Annotated in this window: 28 protein-coding genes and 1 pseudogene; 19 read left to right on the forward strand and 10 right to left on the reverse strand. The window is 67.3% G+C overall.

Features of this window, described 5'->3' with window-relative positions; translation table 11 throughout:
- The first annotated feature begins 100 nt into the window (after positions 1 to 100).
- From APS40_RS03625 to APS40_RS03640, 4 genes are read left to right on the forward strand one after another with little or no spacing between them, the layout of a single operon-like run.
- Positions 101 to 1,429: an RDD family protein gene (locus APS40_RS03625; RefSeq protein WP_055045763.1), complete on the forward strand. Its 1,329-nt coding sequence runs from the start codon at positions 101 to 103 to the stop codon at positions 1,427 to 1,429.
- On the forward strand, positions 1,426 to 1,716 hold the full coding sequence (locus APS40_RS03630; RefSeq protein WP_055045764.1) for a hypothetical protein: 291 nt from the start codon (positions 1,426 to 1,428) through the stop codon (positions 1,714 to 1,716). The genes APS40_RS03625 and APS40_RS03630 overlap by 4 nt, the downstream gene beginning before the upstream one ends.
- 35 nt (positions 1,717 to 1,751) lie before the next feature.
- Positions 1,752 to 3,137, forward strand: coding sequence for an RDD family protein (locus APS40_RS03635; protein WP_055045765.1), 1,386 nt, complete (start codon positions 1,752 to 1,754; stop codon positions 3,135 to 3,137).
- Positions 3,134 to 3,430 carry a hypothetical protein gene (locus APS40_RS03640; RefSeq protein ID WP_055045766.1) on the forward strand — a complete coding sequence of 99 codons (297 nt, stop codon included), beginning with the start codon at positions 3,134 to 3,136 and terminating at the stop codon, positions 3,428 to 3,430. Before APS40_RS03635 ends, APS40_RS03640 begins: the two co-directional genes overlap by 4 nt.
- Before the next feature lie 48 nt (positions 3,431 to 3,478).
- On the opposite strand, the gene APS40_RS03645 is transcribed toward APS40_RS03640, so the two are convergent.
- The 3 genes from APS40_RS03645 to APS40_RS03655 all read right to left on the reverse strand — a co-directional run bounded on the left by APS40_RS03645 (position 3,479) and on the right by APS40_RS03655 (position 5,688).
- Positions 3,479 to 4,789 (reverse strand): type II toxin-antitoxin system HipA family toxin, encoded by a 1,311-nt coding sequence (locus APS40_RS03645; RefSeq protein WP_055045767.1) that lies wholly within the window; start codon positions 4,787 to 4,789, stop codon positions 3,479 to 3,481.
- Positions 4,779 to 5,114, reverse strand: a complete 336-nt coding sequence (locus tag APS40_RS03650; RefSeq protein ID WP_055045768.1) for a helix-turn-helix transcriptional regulator — start codon at positions 5,112 to 5,114, stop codon at positions 4,779 to 4,781. The genes APS40_RS03645 and APS40_RS03650 overlap by 11 nt, the downstream gene beginning before the upstream one ends.
- A gap of 157 nt (positions 5,115 to 5,271) precedes the next feature.
- Complete coding sequence (locus APS40_RS03655) at positions 5,272 to 5,688, reverse strand: hypothetical protein (protein ID WP_055045769.1); 417 nt, start codon at positions 5,686 to 5,688, stop codon at positions 5,272 to 5,274.
- Positions 5,689 to 5,851: 163 nt separating this feature from the next.
- On the opposite strand from APS40_RS03655, the gene APS40_RS03660 reads away from it, so the two are divergent.
- A complete protein-coding gene (locus APS40_RS03660) occupies positions 5,852 to 6,097 on the forward strand; it encodes a hypothetical protein (RefSeq protein WP_055045770.1) in 246 nt (81 codons plus the stop codon).
- A gap of 513 nt (positions 6,098 to 6,610) precedes the next feature.
- Here APS40_RS03660 and APS40_RS03665 read toward each other — a convergent pair.
- The gene (locus APS40_RS03665; RefSeq protein WP_055045771.1) at positions 6,611 to 7,321 is read right to left on the reverse strand and encodes a S24 family peptidase; all 711 of its coding nucleotides are present in this window, start codon (positions 7,319 to 7,321) and stop codon (positions 6,611 to 6,613) included.
- 426 nt (positions 7,322 to 7,747) lie between these two features.
- Here APS40_RS03665 and APS40_RS03670 point away from each other — a divergent pair, with 426 nt between their 5' ends.
- From APS40_RS03670 to APS40_RS25570, 9 genes and pseudogenes are all read left to right on the forward strand, one after another.
- Positions 7,748 to 8,308, forward strand: coding sequence for a helix-turn-helix domain-containing protein (locus APS40_RS03670; RefSeq protein WP_055045772.1), 561 nt, complete (start codon positions 7,748 to 7,750; stop codon positions 8,306 to 8,308).
- Complete coding sequence (locus APS40_RS03675; protein WP_055045773.1) at positions 8,305 to 8,958, forward strand: hypothetical protein; 654 nt, start codon at positions 8,305 to 8,307, stop codon at positions 8,956 to 8,958. The genes APS40_RS03670 and APS40_RS03675 overlap by 4 nt, the downstream gene beginning before the upstream one ends.
- Positions 8,955 to 9,362 (forward strand): hypothetical protein, encoded by a 408-nt coding sequence (locus APS40_RS03680; protein ID WP_055045774.1) that lies wholly within the window; start codon positions 8,955 to 8,957, stop codon positions 9,360 to 9,362. The genes APS40_RS03675 and APS40_RS03680 overlap by 4 nt, the downstream gene beginning before the upstream one ends.
- Complete coding sequence (locus tag APS40_RS03685; protein ID WP_055045775.1) at positions 9,362 to 9,559, forward strand: hypothetical protein; 198 nt, start codon at positions 9,362 to 9,364, stop codon at positions 9,557 to 9,559. The genes APS40_RS03680 and APS40_RS03685 overlap by 1 nt, the downstream gene beginning before the upstream one ends.
- A gap of 171 nt (positions 9,560 to 9,730) precedes the next feature.
- Positions 9,731 to 10,288 carry a transcription termination/antitermination protein NusG gene (nusG, locus tag APS40_RS03690; protein WP_055045776.1) on the forward strand — a complete coding sequence of 186 codons (558 nt, stop codon included), beginning with the start codon at positions 9,731 to 9,733 and terminating at the stop codon, positions 10,286 to 10,288.
- Positions 10,289 to 10,354: 66 nt separating this feature from the next.
- Positions 10,355 to 10,693, forward strand: a complete 339-nt coding sequence (locus tag APS40_RS03695; protein ID WP_156342822.1) for an ArsR/SmtB family transcription factor — start codon at positions 10,355 to 10,357, stop codon at positions 10,691 to 10,693.
- Positions 10,693 to 11,232: an SRPBCC family protein gene (locus tag APS40_RS03700; RefSeq protein ID WP_055045777.1), complete on the forward strand. Its 540-nt coding sequence runs from the start codon at positions 10,693 to 10,695 to the stop codon at positions 11,230 to 11,232. The genes APS40_RS03695 and APS40_RS03700 overlap by 1 nt, the downstream gene beginning before the upstream one ends.
- Positions 11,202 to 11,774, forward strand: coding sequence for a dihydrofolate reductase family protein (locus APS40_RS03705; RefSeq protein ID WP_055045778.1), 573 nt, complete (start codon positions 11,202 to 11,204; stop codon positions 11,772 to 11,774). Before APS40_RS03700 ends, APS40_RS03705 begins: the two co-directional genes overlap by 31 nt.
- Before the next feature lie 162 nt (positions 11,775 to 11,936).
- Positions 11,937 to 15,094: pseudogene (locus APS40_RS25570) on the forward strand (GAF domain-containing protein); the annotation flags it as partial.
- Between the two features lie 111 nt (positions 15,095 to 15,205).
- Here APS40_RS25570 and APS40_RS03715 read toward each other — a convergent pair.
- Both APS40_RS03715 and APS40_RS03720 read right to left on the reverse strand, forming a co-directional pair.
- Positions 15,206 to 15,985, reverse strand: a complete 780-nt coding sequence (locus tag APS40_RS03715) for an SDR family oxidoreductase (protein ID WP_055045779.1) — start codon at positions 15,983 to 15,985, stop codon at positions 15,206 to 15,208.
- Positions 15,982 to 16,314 (reverse strand): nuclear transport factor 2 family protein, encoded by a 333-nt coding sequence (locus tag APS40_RS03720; RefSeq protein ID WP_055045780.1) that lies wholly within the window; start codon positions 16,312 to 16,314, stop codon positions 15,982 to 15,984. The genes APS40_RS03715 and APS40_RS03720 overlap by 4 nt, the downstream gene beginning before the upstream one ends.
- A gap of 132 nt (positions 16,315 to 16,446) precedes the next feature.
- Here APS40_RS03720 and APS40_RS03725 point away from each other — a divergent pair, with 132 nt between their 5' ends.
- Entirely contained in the window at positions 16,447 to 17,349 is a 903-nt protein-coding gene (locus APS40_RS03725; RefSeq protein ID WP_055045781.1) for a LysR family transcriptional regulator, read from the forward strand.
- Between the two features lie 236 nt (positions 17,350 to 17,585).
- Here the strand turns inward: APS40_RS03725 and APS40_RS24765 are convergent, their stop codons facing one another.
- Together APS40_RS24765 and APS40_RS03735 are read right to left on the reverse strand one after the other, a co-directional pair.
- Positions 17,586 to 17,765: a hypothetical protein gene (locus APS40_RS24765; protein ID WP_156342823.1), complete on the reverse strand. Its 180-nt coding sequence runs from the start codon at positions 17,763 to 17,765 to the stop codon at positions 17,586 to 17,588.
- A 155-nt stretch (positions 17,766 to 17,920) separates the two neighbouring features.
- On the reverse strand, positions 17,921 to 18,283 hold the full coding sequence (locus APS40_RS03735) for a response regulator (RefSeq protein ID WP_055045783.1): 363 nt from the start codon (positions 18,281 to 18,283) through the stop codon (positions 17,921 to 17,923).
- Between the two features lie 465 nt (positions 18,284 to 18,748).
- Between APS40_RS03735 and APS40_RS03740 the strand changes: the two genes are divergently transcribed.
- The 4 genes from APS40_RS03740 to APS40_RS03755 all read left to right on the forward strand — a co-directional run bounded on the left by APS40_RS03740 (position 18,749) and on the right by APS40_RS03755 (position 21,122).
- Positions 18,749 to 19,624: a DUF72 domain-containing protein gene (locus APS40_RS03740; RefSeq protein WP_055045784.1), complete on the forward strand. Its 876-nt coding sequence runs from the start codon at positions 18,749 to 18,751 to the stop codon at positions 19,622 to 19,624.
- 84 nt (positions 19,625 to 19,708) lie between these two features.
- Complete coding sequence (locus APS40_RS03745) at positions 19,709 to 19,954, forward strand: hypothetical protein (RefSeq protein ID WP_156342824.1); 246 nt, start codon at positions 19,709 to 19,711, stop codon at positions 19,952 to 19,954.
- Positions 19,951 to 20,514, forward strand: coding sequence for an alpha-ketoglutarate-dependent dioxygenase AlkB (locus APS40_RS03750; RefSeq protein WP_055045786.1), 564 nt, complete (start codon positions 19,951 to 19,953; stop codon positions 20,512 to 20,514). The genes APS40_RS03745 and APS40_RS03750 overlap by 4 nt, the downstream gene beginning before the upstream one ends.
- Before the next feature lie 104 nt (positions 20,515 to 20,618).
- Positions 20,619 to 21,122, forward strand: coding sequence for a hypothetical protein (locus tag APS40_RS03755; RefSeq protein WP_055045787.1), 504 nt, complete (start codon positions 20,619 to 20,621; stop codon positions 21,120 to 21,122).
- Between the two features lie 61 nt (positions 21,123 to 21,183).
- On the opposite strand, the gene APS40_RS03760 is transcribed toward APS40_RS03755, so the two are convergent.
- Together APS40_RS03760 and APS40_RS03765 are read right to left on the reverse strand one after the other, a co-directional pair.
- The gene (locus APS40_RS03760; RefSeq protein ID WP_055045788.1) at positions 21,184 to 22,011 is read right to left on the reverse strand and encodes a carbohydrate ABC transporter permease; all 828 of its coding nucleotides are present in this window, start codon (positions 22,009 to 22,011) and stop codon (positions 21,184 to 21,186) included.
- The gene (locus tag APS40_RS03765) at positions 22,011 to 22,916 is read right to left on the reverse strand and encodes a carbohydrate ABC transporter permease (RefSeq protein ID WP_055045789.1); all 906 of its coding nucleotides are present in this window, start codon (positions 22,914 to 22,916) and stop codon (positions 22,011 to 22,013) included. Before APS40_RS03765 ends, APS40_RS03760 begins: the two co-directional genes overlap by 1 nt.
- Between the last annotated feature and the right edge of the window lie 43 nt (positions 22,917 to 22,959).

The following is a 22,959-nucleotide window of genomic DNA, read 5'->3' on the forward strand; positions in this document are numbered from 1 at the left end:
AACAATCACGACTGGTTACTCTTGGGAACAAAACAGAAACATACTGATGACAGCCGCCTCGGGACCATGTAACGATCCTTCCGGCTTGGGGGAGTTCATCATGCAATGGTACTATTCGGCTGACGGCGCTGCAGTGGGGCCGCGTTCGGCAGCCGATATCGAAGATCTGTTCGTCGCCCGTCAGATTACGTCGGATACACTGGTCTGGCGCAAAGGTCTGGCCGACTGGGTGGCGCTCGGCGATACTGAGGAATTCGCCCATCTGGCAGATACCGAGGCGCCGCCGGCCCCACCTGAGGCGTACCGGCAAGCAATGGCGCAAGACGGCGGGGGCGAGGCGCCGCTCGATACTCGCCATGCCGATGACGATGCGCGCGTCGCCACTGCCGACGATCACGACGAGGACGACGATGAGCCGGCGTTCGAACCGGCCGCAGCGTCGGCGGGGCCAAGGCTCGCCGGCCCGTGGGAGCGCTATTTCGCGCGCTCGATTGATCTCACCATCATCCTGTCGCTTCTCGTCACCGGCCTCTACCTGGTACTGCCCTCGATCAGCCCCCAGCTGGCGCTCGATCTCTACAACGCCCAACCGGGAGCAGTGGCGCTCCTGCTCTTGCCGCTGGCGCTCTTCATCAATGCCGGCATCATCACCCTCTGCGGCAATTCCCTGGGCAAGGCCATCTTCGCCATCCGGGCAGAACCCATCGACGGCCGGCAGCGCTTTGGCTTCGGCGGCACCCTGAAGCGCGAGTTCACGGTGTGGCTGCGGGGGCTGGCGCTCGGCATTCCCGTGTTCAACCTGTTCACCATGGTACCGGCCTACCGGGCGGTCGGCAGCGGCAAGCCGGCGCCGTATGATATCGGCCGCGCTGCGGTGCGCTCATACTCCAATAGTCAGTTGCGCAGCACACTGGGGATGGTGTTGGGCATGCTGCTCTATCTCGGCATCTTCGCGCTCAACGGCATGGAACGCGCCCAGCAAGACGCCCTCGCACAGCCCAGCAACTGGACCCACCCCACCACTCAGATCACGACCACCATCCCCGCCGGCTGGCAATACGAAGCGCTGCCCGGACCCGACGGCACCACGCTGCACGGCTTCGGCAACGCCGGGATCGGCATCGCAGCCTTCTTTGTGGTGGAAACCTTCGAGGGCGGCGACATGGCGGCCTACACCGCCGCCGTCACCAGCAATCTCGGCGCCAACGCTACGCTTGGCGCCTGGTCGATGTCGAACCTGCCGGGCGTCTGGAAAGCCAGCGGCCAGATGCTTCCAAGCGGCTACGCCAGCACCGTTTACGCCGCACGGAACGGCACCCAGTACTGGCGCATCGTCTATGTCAACGAGCGCTCGACCACCCCCCGCGAGATCAGCGACACGGTGATGAGCGCCGCGCTGTTCCGCAGCGCGGGGATCGGCGCACAGTGAACGACGACCAGTTGGTGCGAGGCATGGAGGCCCTGGTCGTCGAAGCGACCCGCGACACGCCCCGCCTGACGCGGGAGCAGGTTGCGGCGCTCGCCGCGGCGGAGCGGAAGACGGCAGCAGACGTCCTGTATCGCCGCGTTCCCAGCCTCTATCTGGCGGTGAACGACGTCGTCGAGAGGTTCGAGCGCATGCGACGCCATCGTCGAGCGCGCCGCGTGGCGGGGGTGGCGTGGCTCCTGATGGCCCTGTTCCTCGCCGCCTACACCATGCAACGCGCTATCGGCTGACGCGCGCCGCGCTGGAGCAAATGGGGGAGTTGGCAATGCAGTGGTACTATTCGGCTGATGGCGCCGCGGTCGGGCCGCATTCCGAAGATGACATCGAAGACCTGTTCGCTACCGGCGAGGTTGCGGGGGATACGTTAGTCTGGCGCAAGGGCTTTGCCGAGTGGACGCCGCTCGCCGATACTGACGAGTTCGCACAGCTGGCCGATGCCGGCCTGCCGCCGCCGCTGCCGCGGGCGCAACGCAAAGCAGCGGACTATGGCGCCGACGACGACGTGCTCGGCGCCGAGCGCCTGGCGGACGATGGGCGCGCCGGCCGCCAAGATGGCGACACGCGGGTCACAACCTCCCACTTCACTGCCGCCACGGCTGCGCCGGTTCTGGCGGGGCCGTGGACGCGTTACTTCGCGCGCTCCATCGACATGATCATCATCATCTCGGCGTTGTCCGTCGGTGTCTATGGGGTGCTGCCTGCGGTGAACCCTCGATATTTCTCTAGCATCCACCTCGCAAACCCGACAGCGATCCTGATCTGGCTGTTTCCGTCGGCCTTCCTCACCAATGCCATCATCATCACGCTGTTCGGCAACTCGCTGGGCAAGGCCATTTTCGCCATCCGAGCCGAGCCCAATGACCCCGACAGGTATTTCGGCTGGGGCGGCAACATCGTCCGCGAGTTCCGCGTCTGGTTCCAGGGGATGGCGCTGTACATCCCGCTGCTCAATTTCTTCACCATGATACCGGCCTTCCGCCGTGTGCTGCGTGGCGCGCCAACCGCCTACGACCTCGGTCGCGTCAGCGTCCGCGCCTATTCGCAAAGCCGCCTTCGCCGCACCCTGGGCATTCTGTTTGCCCTGCTGCTCTATGTCGGCGTGGCCGCGCTGGCCGCGGTGGAACGCAGCGGCATGTTCAGCGGCAGCCCGGCGCCCTCCGATCCGGCGTTCGTTTCCCAGTCCTCGCCCGCCCTCTCCTCACCCGGCGGAATCGCGCGCCCCACCAGCTGGTCCAACCCCGCCACCCACATCTCCACCACCATCCCCGGTGGTTGGAGCTACGAGGCCTTTGCCGGCCCCGACGGCGGCACCCTCTATGGTTTCACCCAGGTGGAGACCGGCCTCGTCGCCATTCTGGCGGCTGAGAGCCTGCCGAACCTCGGCATCAAGGATTATCTCCCGGCGCTGGCGAAGGGGGTGAGCGCCACCATCGGACTGGGCGATTGGTCGATGTCGAACCTGCCGGGAGTCTGGACGGCCCACGGTCAGACGACGCCCGCCGGTTACCCGGCGACCGTCCATGCCGCGCAGGCCGGCACCCAGTTCTGGCGCATCGTCTACATCGACCAGCTCTCGACCACCCCTCGCGTGATCGTCGAGCCGGAAATGACGGCGGCCCTGTTCCGGAGCGTGGGGCTCGGCGCGCGATGAACGACGACGAGCTGGTGCGTGAGATCGAAGCCCTGGTCGTCGAAGCAACCCGCGACACGCCCCGCATGACCCCGGAGCAGGTTGCGGCCCGGACCGCCGCCGAGCGCAAAGCGGCGATGGACGCCATCTATAGCCGCAGCCCCGGCCTCTACGAGGCGGTCACGGAGATCGCCAGACGGGTGCAACGGAGGCAGGAGCGCCGCCACCTGCTCCGCCGCCTCGGGGGTGCTGCTGTTCATTCTGCTGCTTTGCTTCGTGTTCGCCGCCATCAAGGACGCTTACACTTGAGCTGACCGCGGGTATGCGGCGGGCCCCGGCCGCCACCGCGCGCGTCATCCCCCTCACCCCACCATCGCCCTCAACCCCTCCGGCGCCCCCTCGAACGCGTACGCATTGAGGAACTGCCGCGTGCGCAGCAGCTCTCGATCCACTTCGCTCACACCTGCCTCGTCGCACACCGCCTGCCAGCTGCCGAGGATCGCCTCGATCTGCGCCTGTGCGATGCCCAGCGCCTCCTCTGCGCTGAGCTGAAACGCCGCGGCGCCCTCCACGCAGGTCATGATCCGGCTCATGCGGTTGTCGCCGGCGATCAGCATGGCCTGCGAGGCCTCGTTGCCGGCGCGGGGCTGCGGGCAGATGTCGTAGGCGGGGGTGAGAGTGAGGTCGCGGCCGTTCCAGAACGCGGCGTGGTTGCGGGCGTGATCGTCGGTGTTGCCGCTGAGGATGTTGAACATCAGGCGGGCGAACAGCTCGCGCAGGCTCGCCCTTGGTTTTTCGAAACGATGGCGGATGATCTCGGCCAGATCCGCATAGCTCGCGTAGCGCGCCAGCATTTCATCGAGCCCGATCAGGGTGAGGCCGGAGACCATGCCGCGGCGCACCCAGCCGCCCGGCACACGCTGCCGATCGAAACGCTCGACCAGCAGCACATCCCTGCCGGCGGCCCGCGCCATGCGCACGGGGGCGACCGCGATGCCGGCGAGGGCAGCGAGCCGCATGGCGACGAACTCGGCTTTCACAACGCTATAGAGATCGCCCTGAGCCGAGAACTTGGCGATGTATTTGGTGTCGCCATCGGTAATGTTGGCTTTGGGGCGCGCTCCGCCGATCGAGCTGCCATGGAACAGCGCCGCATCGAGCGCCGGGGGCAGCCTCGCGCCCTGCTGCACCAGGTCGGCGGCATCGAGCAGCTCGACAAGGGACGCCTCGCGCGGCTCACGCGCAACGTAGCTGCCGGCCGATGCCTGGAAATCGAGCGCGCCGATCCGGTCGGAGCCCGATTCCAGCATGTAGGTCAGCTCGTCGAGGTCGGCGGCGTCGCCGCCGGCGCGGCCGAGCAGGCGGTTGATGATGACGCGGCGGCCCCAGGCATCGGGCGCCGCATCGCGGATGGCGCTCGGCATCGACATGCCGGCGGGCACCGGCAACAGCCCCGCCCGGAGCGGCAGCTCCGGCTCATAGAGCGAAACGGCATCGGGCCGCTCAAGATAGGAGCGGCCATAGTTGAAGGCGAGCTGGCCGCCGGAGGGCGCAAGGCGCCCGGCCACCACCGGCGCTGTCGCCCCGGGGAGCCAGACCCAGACGAACGCCTCGCCCGCCGCACCCCGGAGCAGCTTGCTTCCGGCCGGGCCATTGGATGCCCTAGAAATCATCGTCGACCCTGGCGGGCGCGCGGACCGCCTGCGGCAGCAGCGTATTGGACGACATTGCGTCGGCAAGCTTGCCGCTCATGCCGCGCGGATCCTCGTCGAACAGCCGCAGCCCGACCACGGCGGCGGCCTCGAACACGGCGCCGATCGAGCAACCGAGATCGCCCTTCTCGATGCGGGATGCGAGGCCGCGCGACAGCCCGGCGCGCTCGGCCAGCCCCTCCACGGTCATTTGTCGCTCGATGCGGGCGCGCCTGATCAGCAGCCCGAGCAGCTGCGCGGCATCACGGGCGTAGCGAGAAGTCGGTCGGTCGATTGGCTTTGGCATCTTCGTTCCATAAACGGCGCATGACGACGTCATATGCTCTGTTTATGGATTTTTCTAACGGAGTTGAAGTGCCAAAGTCAATGAATGCTCCATAAACAGAGCTTTAGCGTCATTTAAGCTCCGTTTATGATGCATATCGAACTGCTGCCCTGCCCCCTCATGCCACCATCGCCGCCTCCTCTTCCACCCAGGCCCGCCGCTCCAGTTCGCCGCGCGACCGTAACGCCCCTGCCCGCGTGTATGCCTCATCGAGATCCCGCACCGCGGCGGCGTTGAGCGGCACCAGCAGGTCGAGAAGCCGCAGCTCGGTCGGGCGCCAGGGCGAGCCGGTGGCGGAGCAGTAGTCGGTCAGTTCGTCCTGCGCCCGCTCGAGCGAGGCGAGGCGGTTGGCGGCTTCGCAGAGGATGCCGGCCTGGGCGTGGCTGAAGGTGGCGCTGGTCCAGTAGGTGGGCTGGCGGGCGCCGAGGTTGAGCAGCGCCAGCCGCTTCATCGGCGCATCGGCATTGCCGTAGGCGGCGGCCACCGCATCGATGCGGAGGGCATGAAGATCGAGGCGGGCGGGCTGGATCGTCATCGCTGTCTCCATCGGGCTGATGCAGACATGATATGCAAAACGCAAACTACCCGGTCAAGATCAATATGCGTTACGCGAACGTTAGCGACAGGCGGCGGCCGACTCGACTCCCGTCCAGCCTTCTGCTTTCATGAGAACATAATGAGAACATTTGGAGGTGAGGATGGCCACGTATTTCGTGGTGCAGGCCTGGCAGATGGGCAATCGGGGCGTGCTGATTGCCGACGAGCCGATGGAGGCGCCCAGCGAGGCCGCGGCGCTGTCGCGGGCCCGGGTGCTGGCCGGAGCGCGGGCCGGGGTGATCGCCTTCTGCCGGAACGGCGACCCGGCGACCGGCGAGTGGAACGATGCGGTGGTGCTGTGCGAGCACGGCGTTGTGCCGCGGGATCTGATGGAGCTGGCGGGGTAGGCTGGGCGGCATCGTGTCTGTGGCTCGATCCAGCCACAACCACCAGCGCCCCCCTTGACGGCAGGGCTACGCATATGCGGGCGATGGGCACCCCTTGCCTTCTCCCCTTGTGGGAGAAGGTGCCCGAAGGGCGGATGAGGGGTACGCGCAACGAAGTGTAGCGCGATCCGAGCGAAGTGAGGAGCGATCCAGTACGCGGAGAGATACCCCTCATCCGGCCTTCGGCCACCTTCTCCCACAAGGGGAGAAGGCCCCTCCAACTACTGTCGGTGCTCCATATGCAATAGCCCTGCCTTGAGGGGGAGGGATGGGGCGGAGTGTGCAACACGCACCATGGTTGGGAGCAGGCTGCTCAAGCATGCGCACGTCGATGTTTCACATCGCGCACTTGGCGCACCCCACCGAGCTGCGCTCACAAGCTGCGCCTGCCTCCCCCGTCAAGGGGGATGTGGGCATCGAGCTTGTGGTTGAATCTGGTGCAAGCGCCCTGCTCCGCGGCCTTGCCGCGCGCCGCTAGTCGGCGTCGTATTTGCCCACCACGCGGTGGGCGATGGGCCATTCGCGGCGGAACTCGCTGAACTGGCGGTGCGGGTTCCACTGCTCGAGGTGCCACTCGCGGTCGTTCCAGTCGTTGAGCCGCTTGACGATCGCCTCGGCTTCCCGGCCGTCGGGCGGGGTGTGGTAGAAGATGTGGTTCTTGCCGCGCGCCGGCCGCAGATGCGGGTTGATCCAGGCGACGTCGCCCGGCCAGTACTCGGGCACCATCGACTCGCCGTCGATCATCAGCCCATAGGCGCCCTGCACATCACGCAGTTTGGTGGGCATTTCCACCCGGTCGACGATGTCGGTGCCGATGATCAGCCGGCCGCCGCCGCCCTGCGCGCCGGAATAGACGTTGAGCTTGCGCGTCGGGTCGATCACTTCGCGCGCCGGCACCGCGAGGATCGGCTGGCCGCTGGCCCGCTCGTGCGGCGGCAGCGGGTCGTTGGCATCGTCCACCGGCGGGACGCCCTCGCCGGTCAACAGCCACGCCTCGCTCACCCGGAACGCCGCGGCGTATTTCGCCGATTGCCGGCCGAGCCCCCGCTCGCCGCTCTCGTGCTGCGCATAGGTAATGTAGGCCCAGCCGAAGAAGGTCGCCGCCTCCTTGGCGGTGCGGAAGCCGCGGGTGATGCGGGCAAGCTTCAGCCGCTCGGCGGCCTCGGGGCGGGTCTCTTCGATCATCCATGCATTATGCACAATTTCAGTATGCGTTTCGCGTTGACACGCGATTTGCGTTATGCATACTTTTGCGAATGGAACAGCTTCGCACCTCCCTCCCGATCGACGCACTGCCGGCCCCCTCCCCGGCGCTGGCCGATGCCGGTGCGACGCGCGTTCCGCTGCTGCCGCGTGCGCGAGTGAATGGGCGTTTCGACGCGCCGCGGCAGCAGACCTTGCGCGGGTGGCCACGAGGAAGTCGTCGCCCCGGCGCGATACCTCGTCGCCCCGGCGCGAACGTTCGTCGCCTTCTCTTCGCACTCACGCTGGCGCGCGACCGAGCGTCCATGCACCGCCGGCGCTGAACCGCCAGCCTGCCGCCAATGAGCCCCGCCGCCGACGCGTCCCGCGCCGGTGCACGCCACCCCTTTGCCCAATGGAATCGACCCCATGATGCTCTATCGCCAGCTACGCCTCGCCCCGGTGCGGGCCGCCGATGCCAGCCCCAGCCAGCAGCGGCTTGCCGAGGAGCGCCGGGCGCGCGAGGCGCGCATTCGCCGCGCCGCGCAGAACCCGCCGCCGGCCTCGACCCTGACGGTGCGCCCTTACCGTGCGGCGCGCCCACAGCGGCTGCTGCCGCCGACCGAGATTTGGCCGGATTACCGCGAGCCGGTGCCCTATGAGACGATGTGCTTCGGCCCCACCGCCGCCCGCCCGCTGACGGCGCGTGAGATCATCGACGAGGTGGTGGTAAAGCACGGCGTCGAGCGGGCGGAGCTTGCCTCTGCCTCGCGCCGCGGCCCGGTCACCGCGGCGCGGCGCGAGGCGAGCTGGCGCATCCGGCACGAGGTGCTGGTCAACGGCCGGCAGATCAGCCTGCCCGAAATCGCCCGGCACCTGGGGGGCCGCGACCACACCACCGTGCTCTACAATATCCGCCGCCATGAGGCGGAGCGCCTGGCCCTGGGCCTCGCCGGCGCCGCCTCGCCGCTGCCGGGAGCAGCGCGATGAGTCTCCCCTGGTTCAAGTTCCAGCCCGCAGCCTGGCGCGGCGACCAGGCGCTGCGGGCGGTCAGCCTCGCGGCACGCGGGCTGTGGATCGAGTGCCTCTGCATCATGCACGAGGCCAAGCCCTATGGGCACCTGGTGCTCAACGGCAAGCCGATCGGCGAGGCCACCCTGGCGCGCATGACAGGGGTGCCGGTGGACGAGGTTCGCGCCCTTGTGGCGGAGCTTCGACAAGCCGGCGTCCTGAGCGTGGCAAGCACCGGGGTGATCCTGTCGCGCCGCATGGTCAAGGACCATGAGCGCGCCAATCTCGGCCGCAAATCGGCAAACCGCCGCTGGGCGCAAGTCGCTGAGTCTACAGCGCAATCGGACGAACCCAATGGGTCGGCCAATGGGCTGCCCAGTGCTGAGACTCCAGACTCGAGATTCCCCCCTAAAGCCCCCGCGGCGATACCTCGTCCGCTCGCGGCGCTACCGCGTCCGCTCGCGGCGATACCTCGTCCGCCCGGCGAGATCTCGTTGTCCGGCCCCGGCGACACCCCGCTCGCTCACGGCGCTGCCGCGCCGGTCCGCGCCAGAGCTTCGCGTCGCGGCAAGGGCGCATCGGCGCTGCTCGAGCAGGCCCGCCGAATGCAGCAGGAGGCCGCACGATGACCCGTCCGAAGCTGAGCGCCCGCGATCAGGGCAAGGCGCTCGAAGCCATCGCCACCCTGCTGGCAGGTTTCCCCAGCGCACAGGCGGCGATCACCGAGGCGACGGCGATGGCCTATCTCGGCGCCGTCGATCATTGCCCGCTGCTGGCCATCGAGGCGGCCTGCACGGCGTTCCTCCGCGGCCGGGTGGCGGGGCATAACCCGGATTTCCCGCCCACCGCGCCGCGGCTGGCGGCGCTGGCCGATGCCCTGGGCGAGGCGGCACGGGCGCTGGCCGAAGGTCCGCGGCTGGTGAGCTACCGGATCGGCGCCGCGCCACCCGCCGGCACGGTGGCGCTGGGCGGCCGCACCGATGAATGGCGCGGTCCGAGCCGCACCCGGTTGCTGGCAGGGAGGCCCGGCTGATGCCGCTCGTCCCCGTAGAGACCGCGCCCGGCTTTCGCATCGCGGTGCGCCGCTGCGATGGCTGCGGCGCTCCCAACGCTCCCTATGGCACGGGCAGCCTCCGTGCCGCGCTGCAGAACGGCGAGCTCGGCCGGGTGAAGTGCTGGTGCGGGCCGGATGGCTGCCGGCTCCGCGCCGGCCGGACGGTGGCGCCATGACCTGGTCGCAAACCGGCGCCGAGCGCCGCGGCGCGGGCCGCAAGAGCTTCATCGAACGCATCCGCGAGGTGGCGGCCGAATATTCGGAGCGCGGCCTCGGCGCCAGTGCGGCGATGGCGGAGATCCGGGCGGCGCTGCGCGCGCTCGACAGACAGCTGAAGGAGACCGAGCATGCCCGAGTGGTACGCAGTGACGACACGCATCAAGGGCGAGCGGGCGGCGTTGCGCCAGCTCGAGCAGGCGGGCTTCGAGGCCTACCTGCCGCAATACCGGATCGAGCGCTTCAACCGCCGGTTGCGGGTCAGCAAGGTGACGACGCTCTGCCTGTTCCCGCGCTACCTGTTCGTGCGGCTCGACCGGCTGGAGGACGCCTCGAAAACCCTCGCCTGCACCCAGGTGCTGGGGCTCCTCCCCGGCCCGCCGCACCTGCCCGAACCACTGCCGGCGGGGGACGTGCTGGCACTCCGCGCGGCGGAGGCGGCCCAGCTGCTCGATGACACCGATGCGGCCCGCCGGCTGCGGGGTGAGACCACGAGGACCACGCTCAAGGCGATGCAGAAGCGCCTCACCGGCAAACCGGTCCGCGTCGCCGCCGGGCCTTTCACCAGTTTCGCCGGCACGGTGGAAGCGGTGGACTCGCTCAACCGGCTGAAGGTGCTGCTCGACCTGTTCGGCCGGGCGACCCAGGTGGAGCTCGATATTGCACAGGTCGAGGAGGTGGCGGCGTAGCGGGGCGCAAGCCCCTGCTCCACCTCACCGCTTGACTCCAAATATGCACGACCGTACATATGCATCATGATGCAAGAAAGCGTATTCCAGATCCTGGCCGACCCGACGCGGCTGCGCATCGTCGAGGCGCTGGCGGGTGGCGAGCAGGCGGTGGGCGAGCTGGTGCGCGCCGTCGACATCGATCAGTCCGGGGTGTCGCGGCACCTGAGGATCCTCGGCGAAGCCGGCTTCGTCCGTATGCGGCCCGATGGCGCGCGGCGGCTTTATTCGCTGCAGGCCGAGCCGTTCCAGGCCATCGACGCCTGGGTCGCGAGCTATCGCAAGCTCTGGGAGGGCCGGCTCGATCGCTTCGACGCGGCCCTGGCGCGCCGCAGCAATCCGGCCGCCGGCAAGGGGAAAAAGTGATGGCAACCGAACCGGGCACCGCCAGCCTCAGCTTCGAGCGGGTCTACGACGCGGCGATCGAGGATGTCTGGGCCCTCTGGACCACCACCGAGGGGCTCGAGGCGTGGTTCGCGCCCGAGGGCATGCGCTTCGAGGTCTCGCAGCTCGAACTCCGGGAGGGCGGCAGCTTCGATCACGTGATGACGGCGGTCGGGGCCGAGCAGATCGCCTATCTCGCCAGTCTCGGCCGGCCGGCCTCTGCCTGGGTCAGCGGCCGCTTTCTCGAGGTCGAGCCCTGCCGGCGGCTCCGCATCCGCTTCGATATCGACTTCGTCCCGGGCGTCGAGTCCTACCCCTACGACATGCTGGTCGAGCTCCACGCAGAGGCCGGGCGGGTGCGCATGGTGCTGACCGCCGACCGGCACCCCGACCCCGAGATGACGCGCGGCGCCGCTCTCGCGCTCGCCACCCAGCTCGAGCGGCTCGACCGCGCCGTCGCTGCCCGCACCGCCAACAAGGAACGCCCCCGATGCGCCCCCTCGTCTACTCCATCAACGTGACCCTCGATGGCTGCGTCCACCATAACGCCATACCGTCCGAGCCGGCGCTGCAGGAGACGATGCTGCGCGCCACCCATCTCCACGCCACCGAGACTATCGGCCGGTACGACGCGCTGCTGTTCGGCCGCGTCACCTACGGCATGATGGAAGGCGCCTGGCGGCTCGCCACCCGCACCTCGACGCCGCCGGCGTGGACCAAACCCTTCGCCCGCACCATCGACGCGATGCGCAAATATGTCGTCTCCAGCACGCTCAGCCGGGTGGATTGGAACGCCGAGCTGATCGGCGGCAATCTCGAGGCGGCGGTCACGGCGCTGAAGCAGCAGCCCGGCAAGGGGCTGCTCACCGGCGGCGTGCAGCTGCCGCTGGCGCTGGCCGAGCTGGGCCTGATCGACGAATACGAATTCGTGGTGCAACCGAGGATCGCAGGCCACGGCCCAACCCTGTTCGCCGGGCTCTCGAAATATCTCGAGCTGAAGCCCATCGACCGCAAGGAACTCGGCTCGGGCGCCATCGTGCTGCGCTACGAGCCGCGGCGGTGACGGGACGGCAGCGATCCGCAGCCTGATCGGCGAGCTGCTGCTGGCTTGCAGGCCCCTCCGATCTCACCCACCGCCGATGCTTGCCGGGCATCCGGCGCGTGCCATCCCCGACCGCGCGGCGGAGCCGCCTCTCAAGAGGGAACCAACCCTTCGTCCAAGGGGTTAAGTGCCGCCCGGTTGGGCGCAGCGGGGGTGGGCTTGGACAAGGGCTTTCTGCACAATGGCGGCATGGTGGGTGATTTCATCGCCGCGGCCGATTGGAAAGAGACGCCGATCGGCCCGCCGGAGACGTGGCCCGAGCATCTCAAGACTGCCGCCTCGCTGATCCTTCGCTCCCGCCAGCCGATGTTCGTTGCCTGGGGCGAGGCCGGGACATGGCTGCATAACGATGCCTTCCTGCCCATCCTCGGCGACAAGGCCACGTGGGCCCTGGGACGACCCGCGGCAGAGGTGTGGGCGGAGATCTGGAGCGATGTCGGGCCCCTCTTCGACCAGGTGTTTGCCGGCGAGTCGGTGGTGAGGGCCGACATTGCGCTGGTCCTGCAGCGGGGCCGCGGGCCGGAGGAGGCTCATTTCAGTTTCTCCTACTCGCCGATCGCGAGCCGCGACGGCAATACCGTAGACGGGCTGTTCGGTGTGTGCACCGAGACGACGGAGCAATTCGTTGCGCAGCGCCGCAACAGGCTCGCATCGGAGCGACAACGAAAGCTGTTCGAACAGGCGCCGGGCTTCATCATCGTGATGGGCGGCCCCGACCATGTCGTCGAGTTCGTCAACGATGCCCATCGCTCCGTCTTCAACAGCGCCGATTGGCTGCATCGCACCATTCGGGATGCCTTCCCCAGCATCGCCGGCCAAGGCTTCTACGAGATCCTCGACGAAGTCTACGCCACCGGCAGGACCGTGGAATTCCAGGCGACGCCTGTCCGGTTCAGGCGGAGCCCCGACGAGCTCGAACGCACCCGCTACCTCACCTTCATGTACGCCCCGCTCTACGATGACGACGGCGCGATTGCCGGGGTGTTCTGCGAAGGCTTCGACGTCTCGTCGTCACAGATAGGGGCCGAACGCACCAAGGCGCTGGTCGCCCTCAGCGATCAGATCCGCGAGCTCGAGGATCCCGAAGAGCTGGCCTATGCGACCGCCGAGATGCTGGGCAAGCTGTTCGGTGTGAGCCGGGCCGGCTACGGGACCATCGACCGGGCGCGCGAAACCATCCGGATCGAACGCGACTGGAATTCGCCCGGCACGCGCAGCCTCGCCGGCACCCTGCAGTTTCGCGACTACGGGACCTATATCGAGGAGCTGAAGCGCGGCATCACCGTGGTGGTGGACAATGCCGACACCGACCCGCGCACCGCGGCAAACGCCCAGGCTCTCAAAGACATTCGGGCGCATTCGTTCATCAACATGCCGGTGACCGAGGAGGGCAATTTCGTTGCGCTGCTCTATCTGAACGACGAACATCCGAGGCATTGGAGCAGCGATGACCTCGAGTTCGTCCGCGAAGTGGCGAACCGCACCCGCACCGCAGTGGAGCGGCGCCGGGCCGAAGCCGAGTTGCGCCAGAACGAGCGACGCTTCCGGTTCCTCGACGAGCTGTCGCGGCTGACCTCGGCCAGCGAGAACGCCGACGAGGTGCTGGCGATCACGACGAAGGCCGTCGCCGGCCATCTCGGGATCAGCAATTGCGCCTACGCGGACATGGATGAGGACGAAGACGGCTTCACCATCCGCGGCGATTGGGCCGCGCCGGGGTCGCCATCGATCGTCGGGCATTATTGGCTGGCGGATTTTGGTGAACTGGCAGTCGAAAACCTGGGGTCCGGCCGGCCGCTGATCGTCAACGACAACCTCGTGGAGCTGGCGCCGCATGAGGCCAAGACCTTCCAGGATATCGGCATTGGCGCCACCATCTGCATGCCCCTGATCAAGGAGGGGCGGCTGACGGCGCTGATGGCAATTCATGACAAGAGCGCCCACTTCTGGTCGGCCTATGAGCTGCAGCTGATCCGGGAGGTCACCGAGCGCTCCTGGGCCCACGTCGAACGCGTCCGCTCCGAAGCGGAGCGGCGCCGCACCCTCAAGGCACTGGAGGAGCTCAACGCCACCCTCGAGGAGCAGGTCGAACAGCGGACGCGGGAGCTCATGGCGGCCGAAGAATCCCTGCGCCAGGCACAGAAGATGGAGGCCGTTGGACAGTTGACCGGCGGTCTCGCCCACGACTTCAACAACATTCTGGCCGGCATCAGCGGCAGCCTTGAGCTGATCGAAACCCGCCTCGCGCAAGGCAGGTTGGGCGAACTCGATCGCTACCTCACCGGCGCGAAGGGGGCCGCCAAGCGCGCCGCCGCCCTGACCCAGCGCCTGCTGGCCTTCTCGAGGCGCCAGACGCTCGAGCCGAAGCCGGCCGATCTCAACCGCCTCGTCGCCGGGATGCAGGAGCTGATCAGCCGCACCGTGGGGCCCTCGATTGCCGTTGAAACGGCGGCCGCGGGGGGCTGTGGACCGCTTTCATCGACGTCGGCCAGCTTGAGAATGCCTTGCTGAATTTGTGCATCAACGCGCGTGATGCCATGCCCGACGGTGGCAAGCTGACCATCGAGACGGCCAACCGCTGGCTCGACGAGCGGGCCGCCCGGGAGCGCGGCCTCATTCCCGGACAGTATGTGTCGCTTTGCGTGAGCGACACCGGGGTGGGGATGCCGCCCGACATCGTGGCGCGCGCCTTCGATCCGTTCTTCACCACCAAGCCGACGGGCCAAGGAACGGGCCTCGGTCTCTCCATGGTCTATGGCTTTGCGGCGCAGTCGAACGGCGCCGCGAGGATCTACTCGGAACTGGGCAATGGCACCATGGTGTGCCTCTATCTGCCCCGGCACGATGGCGAGGCGTTACAGGATGTCCTGATCGATGATGCTTCGTCTCCCGCAGCCGAGGAGAACGAGACGATCCTCGTGGTCGATGACGAGCCGCTGGTCCGCATGGTGGCGACCGAAGTGCTCCGCGAACTGGGTTACAACGTGCTGGAAGCTGGTGACGGTCCCGAGGCGCTCGCCGTGCTGCGCTCCAATACGCGCGTCGACCTGCTGGTCACCGACGTCGGACTGCCCAACGGCATGAACGGGCGCCAGGTGGCGGATGCCGCGCGGGAGCTGCGAGCCGGGCTGCAGGTGCTCTTTGTCACCGGCTACGCCGAGAACGCAGTGCTGAACCACGGGCATCTCGAGCCGGGCATGCAAGTCCTCACCAAGCCATTCGCCAGTGACGTGCTGGGCCGCCGTGTTCGGCAGCTCATCGAGGCCCGCGAGGGGGACTGAGGCGTCGTGCCGTAGCCGAAGAGAGGCCGGGTGCAACCGGGCGAGCACCCGGGAGCCTCTCGGGAGCGGCGGCGCTCGGAGCCAATGCGCCCGCTGCAGCGCATTGACAGGTCAGGTGGTGGGAATGGTCCCGCCGTCGATGACGTGCTCCGTCCCGGTGATCGACGTCGCCCGGTCCGATGCGAGGAAAGCGATCAGGTCCGCGACCTCCCTCGGCTCGGCCGGGCGACCCAGCGGTATGCCGCCAAGCGAGTTCATGATCACCTGCACCGCCGCGTCATGGGTGATGCCGGCCTCCTCGGCGATACGCAGCGCCAGGCCGTTCTGGCCGGGGTCTGCAATCCAGCCCGGGGATACCCGCACCACCCGCACGCCCCTGGGGGAAACTTCCTTCGATAGGCTCTTGCTGTAGGTGTTGAGGGCCGCCTTCGCAGCGGCGTAGGCGGTGGTGGCTTGGGCAAGCGGCAGGCGGTTCTGGATCGACGTCACGTGGATGACGACGCCACTGCCCTGGGCCAGCATGCCGGGGATGAGGGCGCGATCGAGCCGCACCGCGGGAAAGAAGTTGAGGTCGAACTCCTTGTCCCATTCAGCATCGGTGAGCGCGGCGAAGCCGCCGGATGGCGCCGACGAGCCACCCAGCACGTTGACGAGGACATCGAGTCCGCCGAGCTCCCGCTCCACCGCATCCACCACCGACTGGACGCCGTTCCGCGTGGTCAGGTCGGCGGCGACGAATGCAGCACCGGCGAAATCGACCGGCCTCGTGCGCGCCGTCGTCAGGACGCGCGCACCGAGCTCCTTGAACAGCGCCACGGTGGCTGCGCCGGCCCCCATCGTCCCGCCGGTGATCAGGGCCCGGCGACCCTGAAGCGTCAGGAAGGAGCTCATATCGTGATCTCCAGCTCGGCGATCTTGTCGCCCCTGAGGACGAAGAAGTAGCGCAGATCGACCGGGCTGCCGGGGAAGTCGCCGGACACATGGCCGGTCACCAGCGTCCTGCCGTTCTCGGTCGAGACCAGGAAGGGCTCGGCAAGCGTCGAGGAGTACTTGCTGTCGGTCTCGATCTTCCAGTCCCTGATCGCCTCGCGCCCCACGCGGGTCTCGCCTGCGTCCCTGACCACGGCATCATCGGTAAAGGCCGCGGCCACGGCCTCGGCGCTGCGCGCATTGTCGGCATCGAAATAGGCCTGAATGCCCGGCGGCAACTTGATCGTCATTTCATTCTCCTTGTTTCGCCGGCCGCTCGGGCCGGGTCCGACCCGGCTCGGGCCGGCAGGAGAAACCTATGAGTAGACGAGCGCCGCGATAACTGGGACAAACAGGAACGAGGAATTGCGAAAAGCGGGACAATGACGCGCGAGGTTCTTTCCGACCTGGATGCCGTTCTCGGCATTGCCCGGCAGGGATCGTTTCGAGCCGCCGCGCTCGACCTGGGCATGTCCACCACGGCCCTGAGCAATGCCATTGCGAGGCTGGAGCAGCGCCTCGGCGTCCGCCTCTTCAATCGAACCACCCGGAGCGTGTCGCTCACCGATGCGGGGCGCATTCTGGTCGACCGGGTCGGGCCGGCCTTGACCGACATCCACGATGCCATGCTGGCGGCCCAGTCGCTGCAGCAAACGCCTGTCGGCACCCTTCGCATCAATGCCTTCGCCTCCGCGGCGCGCGAAGTGCTGGCGCCGCTCGTCCTCCCCTTCCTCAGGCGCTATCCGCAGGTGCACATCGATCTGGTGACCGAAGGAAAGCTCGTCGACATCGTCGCTGCCGGCTTCGACATGGGCCTGAGGCCGGTCGATCTCGTGCCGACCGATATGGTCGCCGTCTCCCTGGGGCTGCATCGTCAGCACGTCGTCGTGGCATCGCCGGATTTCCTCGCCCTCCATGGCCGGCCGAACGTGCCGGCCGACCTCTACCGCTTCCGCTGTCTCCGGTCGCGGCTTCCCAACCATGCGTTGTTTCGGTGGCGTTTCGAAAAGGCTGGGACCGCTCTCCAGATCGACGTTCAGGGCGCCATGACGCTGGACGAGCCGAGCCTTGTCCGCATCGCCGCGCAGCACGGCATGGGGCTCGGCTATCTGATGGAAGCGGAGGTGCGCGAAGACATCGCCGCGGGGCGGCTCGTGCAGGTTCTCGCCGATTGGACACCGACCCTGGCCCCGCTGGCGCTCTACTATCCGGGCCGGAAAAATCCGCCAGCGGCGTTCACCGCGTTCCTCCAGGCAGCCCGGGAATTTGCCGCCGCCAACCGGTAGTTCGAGGCGGCACGGTTCTGCCGGTGACGTCGGACTTCAGGGATGGAGGCGCGCAACTGCCTCGATGACGTTGCGCAACTGGATGGGCTTTGCAGCCGCTCGATATCGGCGAGCTCGTCGGGGATGACATCGGGGGCATAGCCCCCGCCGAGGTTCAGGTCGAGAACTGCCGATGTCGGCAGCGCGTATTCGAGCTGGCGGCGCGTTCGCGGGCGGCAGTGCAGAAGCGCCAGGGCTCACGACGTGCGGCGACCGGCGTTCCGGGCTATGGCGCTGTCGCCGAGGCGATCGGCCAGCACCTCGAGGGCGCGGTGGCAGTTCTGGGCGGGGCCGACATCGGAATTGGGAGCGGCAGCTTCGATCTCGCTCAGCATCGAGGCGAAATCGGCTTCGAGCTGCCCGCGCGTGGCGGACACGCCGGAGTTCGTCCGCGCCAGAGCAAAGGCCATCCGCCCCTGGAGGGGGCCTATCCGCTTGTGAAACGGCAGCATCGCGCGGCGCTCGGCGCGATAACGGATCGCGTCCGCGGGCTGAATACGCGACATCTTCCGCCGTGTGCCAGCGTCCGGCATCAGGCGTCGGTCCGGTTCAGGCTGCCCAGGGCATCAACCAGCCCTTCGGTGGTGAAGGGCTTTGCGAGAAAGGGGCTGCCGCCAAAAATCTCATCCAGTTCGGCCACGCCGGCGCTGCCCGAGCAGACGATGAAGGGAACCCCGCGCTCGTGGAGCGTGGCGGCCAGTTGTGCGCTGGTGCCGTCACTGAGGTGATAGTCGACGATGGCGAGGTCGATCGCAGCAGTCTCGAGAATGGCCAGGGCGCGTCGCTGCGATGGGGCAGTGATGACGATGTGCCCGAGTTCGGAGAGCGTGTCTGCCATGTGCATGGAGATCATGATCTCGTCTTCGACAATGAGGATGCGCTTTGGGGTGGGCATGTTTGTCCTCCAGCAACGGAGTGTCGAGGCACGGATGTGCGGCGACAGAACCCGGATAACATTGCGCACGGAAAACGCCTGAAGGACGAGTGCCCAACCCGGATGCAAACCGGGAGCTCCTTCAGTCTGACGATGGCTTAGCATGCCGGCGCAGGCCCAGCCATAACTTATGACATGAGCGGAAGTAGGCGCTTACTCATCGGGCATGGATCCGCGGATGGCCATCGGCGCGACAGCCTCTGAGCGACGATGCCTCGCTCGACGGGAGCGACCCGGTGGACGGCAGGGCTGTCGCATATGGCTTTGTATACCGGCGGCCACCGAGCCTGCGGGACAGCGCGAGCCCAGGCAAGCCCGTGGAAGCTCCTGAGTCGTGACCGAGGGCGGAACGGACGGGCTGCAAGCTCGTTCATCGGCCCGGGTCCGGAGACCATTCCGGCCGGCGGCCGTCAGGGATCAGCCAGAATGCCCCCAAGCAGTTTGACGCCTGAAGAGCGTCGCGCGAGGAAAGCTGAACGACGCCTCAAGCAGCGCGCAGCCAGTCTCCTGCGCGCCGGCAAGATGCACGAGGCGCGCCTCGCGGCCGAAGCAGACGGCCGGCCCTTGATGGCCGCAGCGCCACCTGTGCTGAATGTGGGCTGCTCGGGCTGGTTCTACTGGCACCTCAGGGGCAGCTTCTATCCCACGCAGATGCCCACCAAAGAGTGGTTCTCGCACTATGCCGACCACTTCCACACGGTGGAACTGAACGCGCCGTTCTATTCCTGGCCGACGCTGCGCGCGGTCGAAACCTGGAGACAGCAGGCGGAGGGGCGCGAGATGATCTATACGGTCAAGGTCTCCGAGCTCATCACCCATATCCGGAAATTCGAGGACACCGGGACGCTGGTCCGCGACTTCGGCTACATCGCGGACCTGCTCGGCAGCCGGATGGGTTGCTTGCTGTTCCAGTTGCCGCCGAGCTACGACTACTCCCCTGCCCGGCTGCAGCAGATCCTCGCGCAACTCGACCCGACGCGGCGCAACGTGGTCGAATTCCGCCATCCGAGCTGGTGGCGGGACGAGGTCTATGCGGCGTTCGAGGCGGCCCGCGCCATTTTCTGTTCCGTGAGCGGACCGCGCCTCCCCGATCCGGTGATCCGGACCGCCGATGACGTCTATGTCCGCTTCCACGGCGTCGAGCGCTGGTACCGGCACGACTACAGCGAGGCCGAATTGATCGACTGGGCGCAACGCATCCGCGACGTCGGGCCCCGCCGCATCTGGGCCTACTTCAACAACGATTTCGACGGCTACGCGATCAAGAACGCCACCATGCTGTCGAGGCTGCTCGCCACCTAGCGGCAAACCCGGGTGGAACGCGCCGCCTGCAATCACATTGCAACCCTCAATCCAAAGCGGGACGGTGCGCACGAGGTTCTCCTGATGACGACCACTCCAGACTGGCTCACTCCCGATCTCGAGATCGGTATAGGCAAGTTCATCGACGACCGGGACCTGCCGCCCGAGCCGAGGCTCACGCTCACTGCCGCGTTGCAGGTCATCGTGCGCGACTGGCTGCAGGCACAGGGCTTTCTACCCCTGCCGGACGGGGATGCGGTCGTGCCGCTGCGGGAAACGAACTCCCTGTCGAGCGATCCCGCGCCGACGACCCGCGTCGGTGAACCATGACGGCCGATCTGTTTGGCAGTCCGGCGATTGACGGCTTCGAGTATCGCGCCGACCTGCTGACCACCGACCGAGAGCGCGAGCTGCTGTCGCTGCTGCCGTCACTGCCGTTTGCGGCCTTCGAGTTTCACGGCTTCGAGGGCAAGCGCCGCGTCGTCTCCTATGGCTGGAAGTATGATTTCAGCGCGCAGCGGCTGGTTGCGGTCGAGCCCATTCCGCCGATCTTTGTCGCGGTCCGCAACGCGGCCGGGGCCGCGCTTGGCGTGACGCCGGATCGGCTGCAGCAACTGCTGGTCACCGAGTACGGCCCTGGCGCGGCGATCGGCTGGCACAAGGACAAGGCCGCCTTCGGCCAAGTGATCGGGGTATCGCTGGGCGCCCCCTGCACCATGCGGCTGCGCCAGAGGCGCGGGTCGGGCTGGCTCCGCCACAATATCGAACTGGAACCCCGATCTGCATATCTATTGAGCGGGGAGGTGCGCTCGAACTGGGAACACAGCATTCCGCCGGTTGCAGCTACGCGCTATTCGCTGACCTTCCGGACCCTGGCCGGGCCCCAGTGAAATTGAGCCTCGCGTCATCCACAGGCCGACCCGGCACCTCCCGCCCGATGGAACGCACCGACCGCAAGCACATTGCAGTTCGTGATCGAGGACGGAGAAGGCTCGTGCGCGCCATCACCATGATGATGATCGTCGCCGTCGGCCTGGCCAGCCCCGCTGCGCTCGGCCAGACTGAGTGGCGGCCTTACAGGAACGCGCTCTACGGTTACGCCGCCGAACTGCCGGCCGATGGCTTTACGACAGTCAGGACCGAGCGCGGCATGACGCTGCTCGAACAGCAAGGTCGCGGGCAGATCGACATCTACGGCGCCCGCAACGCCGAGCGGCTTGGTCCCATGCAGTACGAACGGGTCCTCGCCGACGCCGACCGGATCAGCGAAATCACCTATCGGCGACGCGGCGCCTCCTGGCTGGTCGTCTCGGGCTACTACAAGCCCGATGAGCAGCGCGGCGACAACCTCATCTTCTACGCCAAGTTCATGTTCTCTGCCGATCGCAGGTCGATCGCCGGCTTCGAGGCCAGCTATCCGGCGGAGAGCCGGAAGAAGTTCGACGCGATCGTCGAGCGATTGGAAGACTCCCTGACCGCCCCCACGAGCCATCCTTGAGATTGGGCTATGGCCCGATCGATGACCCGCCAGCGCCGGAAGTGCGCGATGGCGGGCCGCGCTACTTCCCCGCCCCGCCCAGCAGGCCGCGGACGAACGATTTCTGGAACATGAGGTATGCCGCCATCACCGGCAGGATCGACACCACGGTCGAGGCCATCAGCGGTCCGTACTCGACCTGCAGGCTGCTGGCGAAGGCCGAGATCGCCACGGTCGCCGGCCGCGCCCGGTCGCTGGTGGTCAGCGTGATGGCGAACAGCAGGTCGTTCCAGATGGCGCGGCTCTGGATGATGGCGAGCGCCGCAAGGCCCGAGCTGGAGGCCGGCAGCAGCAGCTTCCAGAAATAGGTGGCGGGACGACAGCCATCGATCAGCGCCGCCTCGTACATCGAGCGCGGCACCGAGGCGAAGAAGTTGCGCATGAAGAAGGTGCAGAACGGCACGGCGTAGGCGGCGTGAACCAGCCACATGCCGGGCACCGTGTCGTAGAGCCCGATCTTCTGGATGAGGAAGAACAGCGGAATCTGGACGATCTGGAACGGCACCAGCATGCCGGTGAGGAGGATGAAATAGACCACCTTGCCGCCCGCCCCGCGCATATAGGCGAGCGGATAGCCGGCAATGGCGCCGATCAGCAGCGACAGCCCGACCGCCGGCGCGGTGATCAGCAGCGAGTTGAGGAAGGTCCGCCCGGCACGCTCGAAGGCGATGGCGTAGTTCTGCCAATAGAGCTGGCTGGGAATGGAGAGGACGCGCGTCACCTCCGCCGGGCTCTTGAACGAGGTCAGCACTGCGACCACCAGCGGCGCGATAAAGACGATCGCCATGCCGATCAGCACGGTGCGGGTGAGCATCGTCTGGCGCTGCGCGAGGGAGGACGGCGTGCTCATTATTCGGCCTCGCTGTCCTGGACGCGCCGGGACATGTAGACGATGTAGGGCATGATGATGATGGCGGCGATGACGAACAGGCAGACCGCCACGGCCGAAGCCCGGCCCATGTCGAAGCGGCCGAAGGCAAGGTCGTACATCTGCGTCGCCAGCACTTCGGACGCATAGGCCGGGCCACCCTTGGTCATCGACCAGACCACGTCGAACAGCCGCATCGCATCGATCGCCGCCATGCCGAGCACGATGATCGTCGAGGGCCACAGCAGCGGGAAGCTGACCTTCCAGAACACCTGCCAGGGGCTGGCGCCTTCGATGCGCGCCGCCTCGATGCATTCGGCGGGGATGTTGCGCAGCCCGGCGAAGAACACGAGGAAGGCAAAGCCCGTGGTCCACCAGGCGACCGCCCCCATCAGCGACAGGTTCACCACCGAGGGGTCACCCAGCCAGTTCTGTGCCAGGCCGCCAAGCCCCACCAGCTTCATCGCCGAGGTGACGAGGCCGTTGTCGGGCTCGTACATCCAGCGCCAGATGGCGGCCACGGCGACGGCAGGAATGGTGAAAGGCAGAAAGAAGATGATGCGGAAGGCCTGCTCGCCACGGATGCCGCGATCGAGGATGGCGGCCAGCAGCAGGCCGATGCCGGTCGGCACCAGCAGCATGAACCCCACCCACAGCACGTTGTTGAGGACGGCGTGGAGGAATCTCGGCTGGCCCAGCAGCACGGTATAATTGGTCAGCCCGAGGAACTTCATGCGCGGCGCAAAGCCATCCCAGTCGTGCAGCGACAGCCAGACGCTGGAGAGGACGGGATAGACGTAGAAGATCACGAACAGCAGCGTCGGCAGCACCAGGAACGCCATATGCGTCCGTTCGGCGGAGTTCATCTTGGTTTTTCGGGCGGCCATCGACCTGCTCATCAATGCGTCATGCGGAACGAGGCGGCGCGCC

It is taken from the genome of Devosia sp. A16, from assembly GCF_001402915.1.
Taxonomy (GTDB): Bacteria; Pseudomonadota; Alphaproteobacteria; order Rhizobiales; family Devosiaceae; genus Devosia_A.

What these genes read in the sequence shown, in the direction of transcription:
- APS40_RS03725 (WP_055045781.1), top strand. Translation starts at nt 16,447, where the DNA reads ATGACGCGCGAGGTTCTTTCCGACCTGGATGCCGTTCTCGGCATTGCC.
- APS40_RS03745 (WP_156342824.1), top strand. Translation starts at nt 19,709, where the DNA reads ATGACGACCACTCCAGACTGGCTCACTCCCGATCTCGAGATCGGTATA.
- APS40_RS03640 (WP_055045766.1), top strand. Translation starts at nt 3,134, where the DNA reads ATGAACGACGACGAGCTGGTGCGTGAGATCGAAGCCCTGGTCGTCGAA.
- APS40_RS03675 (WP_055045773.1), top strand. Translation starts at nt 8,305, where the DNA reads ATGAGTCTCCCCTGGTTCAAGTTCCAGCCCGCAGCCTGGCGCGGCGAC.
- APS40_RS03660 (WP_055045770.1), top strand. Translation starts at nt 5,852, where the DNA reads ATGGCCACGTATTTCGTGGTGCAGGCCTGGCAGATGGGCAATCGGGGC.
- APS40_RS03760 (WP_055045788.1), bottom strand. Translation starts at nt 22,011, where the DNA reads ATGAGCACGCCGTCCTCCCTCGCGCAGCGCCAGACGATGCTCACCCGC.
- APS40_RS03645 (WP_055045767.1), bottom strand. Translation starts at nt 4,789, where the DNA reads ATGATTTCTAGGGCATCCAATGGCCCGGCCGGAAGCAAGCTGCTCCGG.
- APS40_RS03670 (WP_055045772.1), top strand. Translation starts at nt 7,748, where the DNA reads ATGATGCTCTATCGCCAGCTACGCCTCGCCCCGGTGCGGGCCGCCGAT.
- APS40_RS03735 (WP_055045783.1), bottom strand. Translation starts at nt 18,283, where the DNA reads ATGCCCACCCCAAAGCGCATCCTCATTGTCGAAGACGAGATCATGATC.
- APS40_RS03720 (WP_055045780.1), bottom strand. Translation starts at nt 16,314, where the DNA reads ATGACGATCAAGTTGCCGCCGGGCATTCAGGCCTATTTCGATGCCGAC.
- APS40_RS03750 (WP_055045786.1), top strand. Translation starts at nt 19,951, where the DNA reads ATGACGGCCGATCTGTTTGGCAGTCCGGCGATTGACGGCTTCGAGTAT.
- APS40_RS03715 (WP_055045779.1), bottom strand. Translation starts at nt 15,985, where the DNA reads ATGAGCTCCTTCCTGACGCTTCAGGGTCGCCGGGCCCTGATCACCGGC.
- nusG (WP_055045776.1), top strand. Translation starts at nt 9,731, where the DNA reads ATGCCCGAGTGGTACGCAGTGACGACACGCATCAAGGGCGAGCGGGCG.
- APS40_RS03655 (WP_055045769.1), bottom strand. Translation starts at nt 5,688, where the DNA reads ATGACGATCCAGCCCGCCCGCCTCGATCTTCATGCCCTCCGCATCGAT.
- APS40_RS03665 (WP_055045771.1), bottom strand. Translation starts at nt 7,321, where the DNA reads ATGATCGAAGAGACCCGCCCCGAGGCCGCCGAGCGGCTGAAGCTTGCC.
- APS40_RS03700 (WP_055045777.1), top strand. Translation starts at nt 10,693, where the DNA reads ATGGCAACCGAACCGGGCACCGCCAGCCTCAGCTTCGAGCGGGTCTAC.
- APS40_RS03685 (WP_055045775.1), top strand. Translation starts at nt 9,362, where the DNA reads ATGCCGCTCGTCCCCGTAGAGACCGCGCCCGGCTTTCGCATCGCGGTG.
- APS40_RS03635 (WP_055045765.1), top strand. Translation starts at nt 1,752, where the DNA reads ATGCAGTGGTACTATTCGGCTGATGGCGCCGCGGTCGGGCCGCATTCC.
- APS40_RS03705 (WP_055045778.1), top strand. Translation starts at nt 11,202, where the DNA reads ATGCGCCCCCTCGTCTACTCCATCAACGTGACCCTCGATGGCTGCGTC.
- APS40_RS03680 (WP_055045774.1), top strand. Translation starts at nt 8,955, where the DNA reads ATGACCCGTCCGAAGCTGAGCGCCCGCGATCAGGGCAAGGCGCTCGAA.
- APS40_RS03765 (WP_055045789.1), bottom strand. Translation starts at nt 22,916, where the DNA reads ATGGCCGCCCGAAAAACCAAGATGAACTCCGCCGAACGGACGCATATG.
- APS40_RS03740 (WP_055045784.1), top strand. Translation starts at nt 18,749, where the DNA reads ATGCCCCCAAGCAGTTTGACGCCTGAAGAGCGTCGCGCGAGGAAAGCT.
- APS40_RS03695 (WP_156342822.1), top strand. Translation starts at nt 10,355, where the DNA reads ATGATGCAAGAAAGCGTATTCCAGATCCTGGCCGACCCGACGCGGCTG.
- APS40_RS03625 (WP_055045763.1), top strand. Translation starts at nt 101, where the DNA reads ATGCAATGGTACTATTCGGCTGACGGCGCTGCAGTGGGGCCGCGTTCG.
- APS40_RS03650 (WP_055045768.1), bottom strand. Translation starts at nt 5,114, where the DNA reads ATGCCAAAGCCAATCGACCGACCGACTTCTCGCTACGCCCGTGATGCC.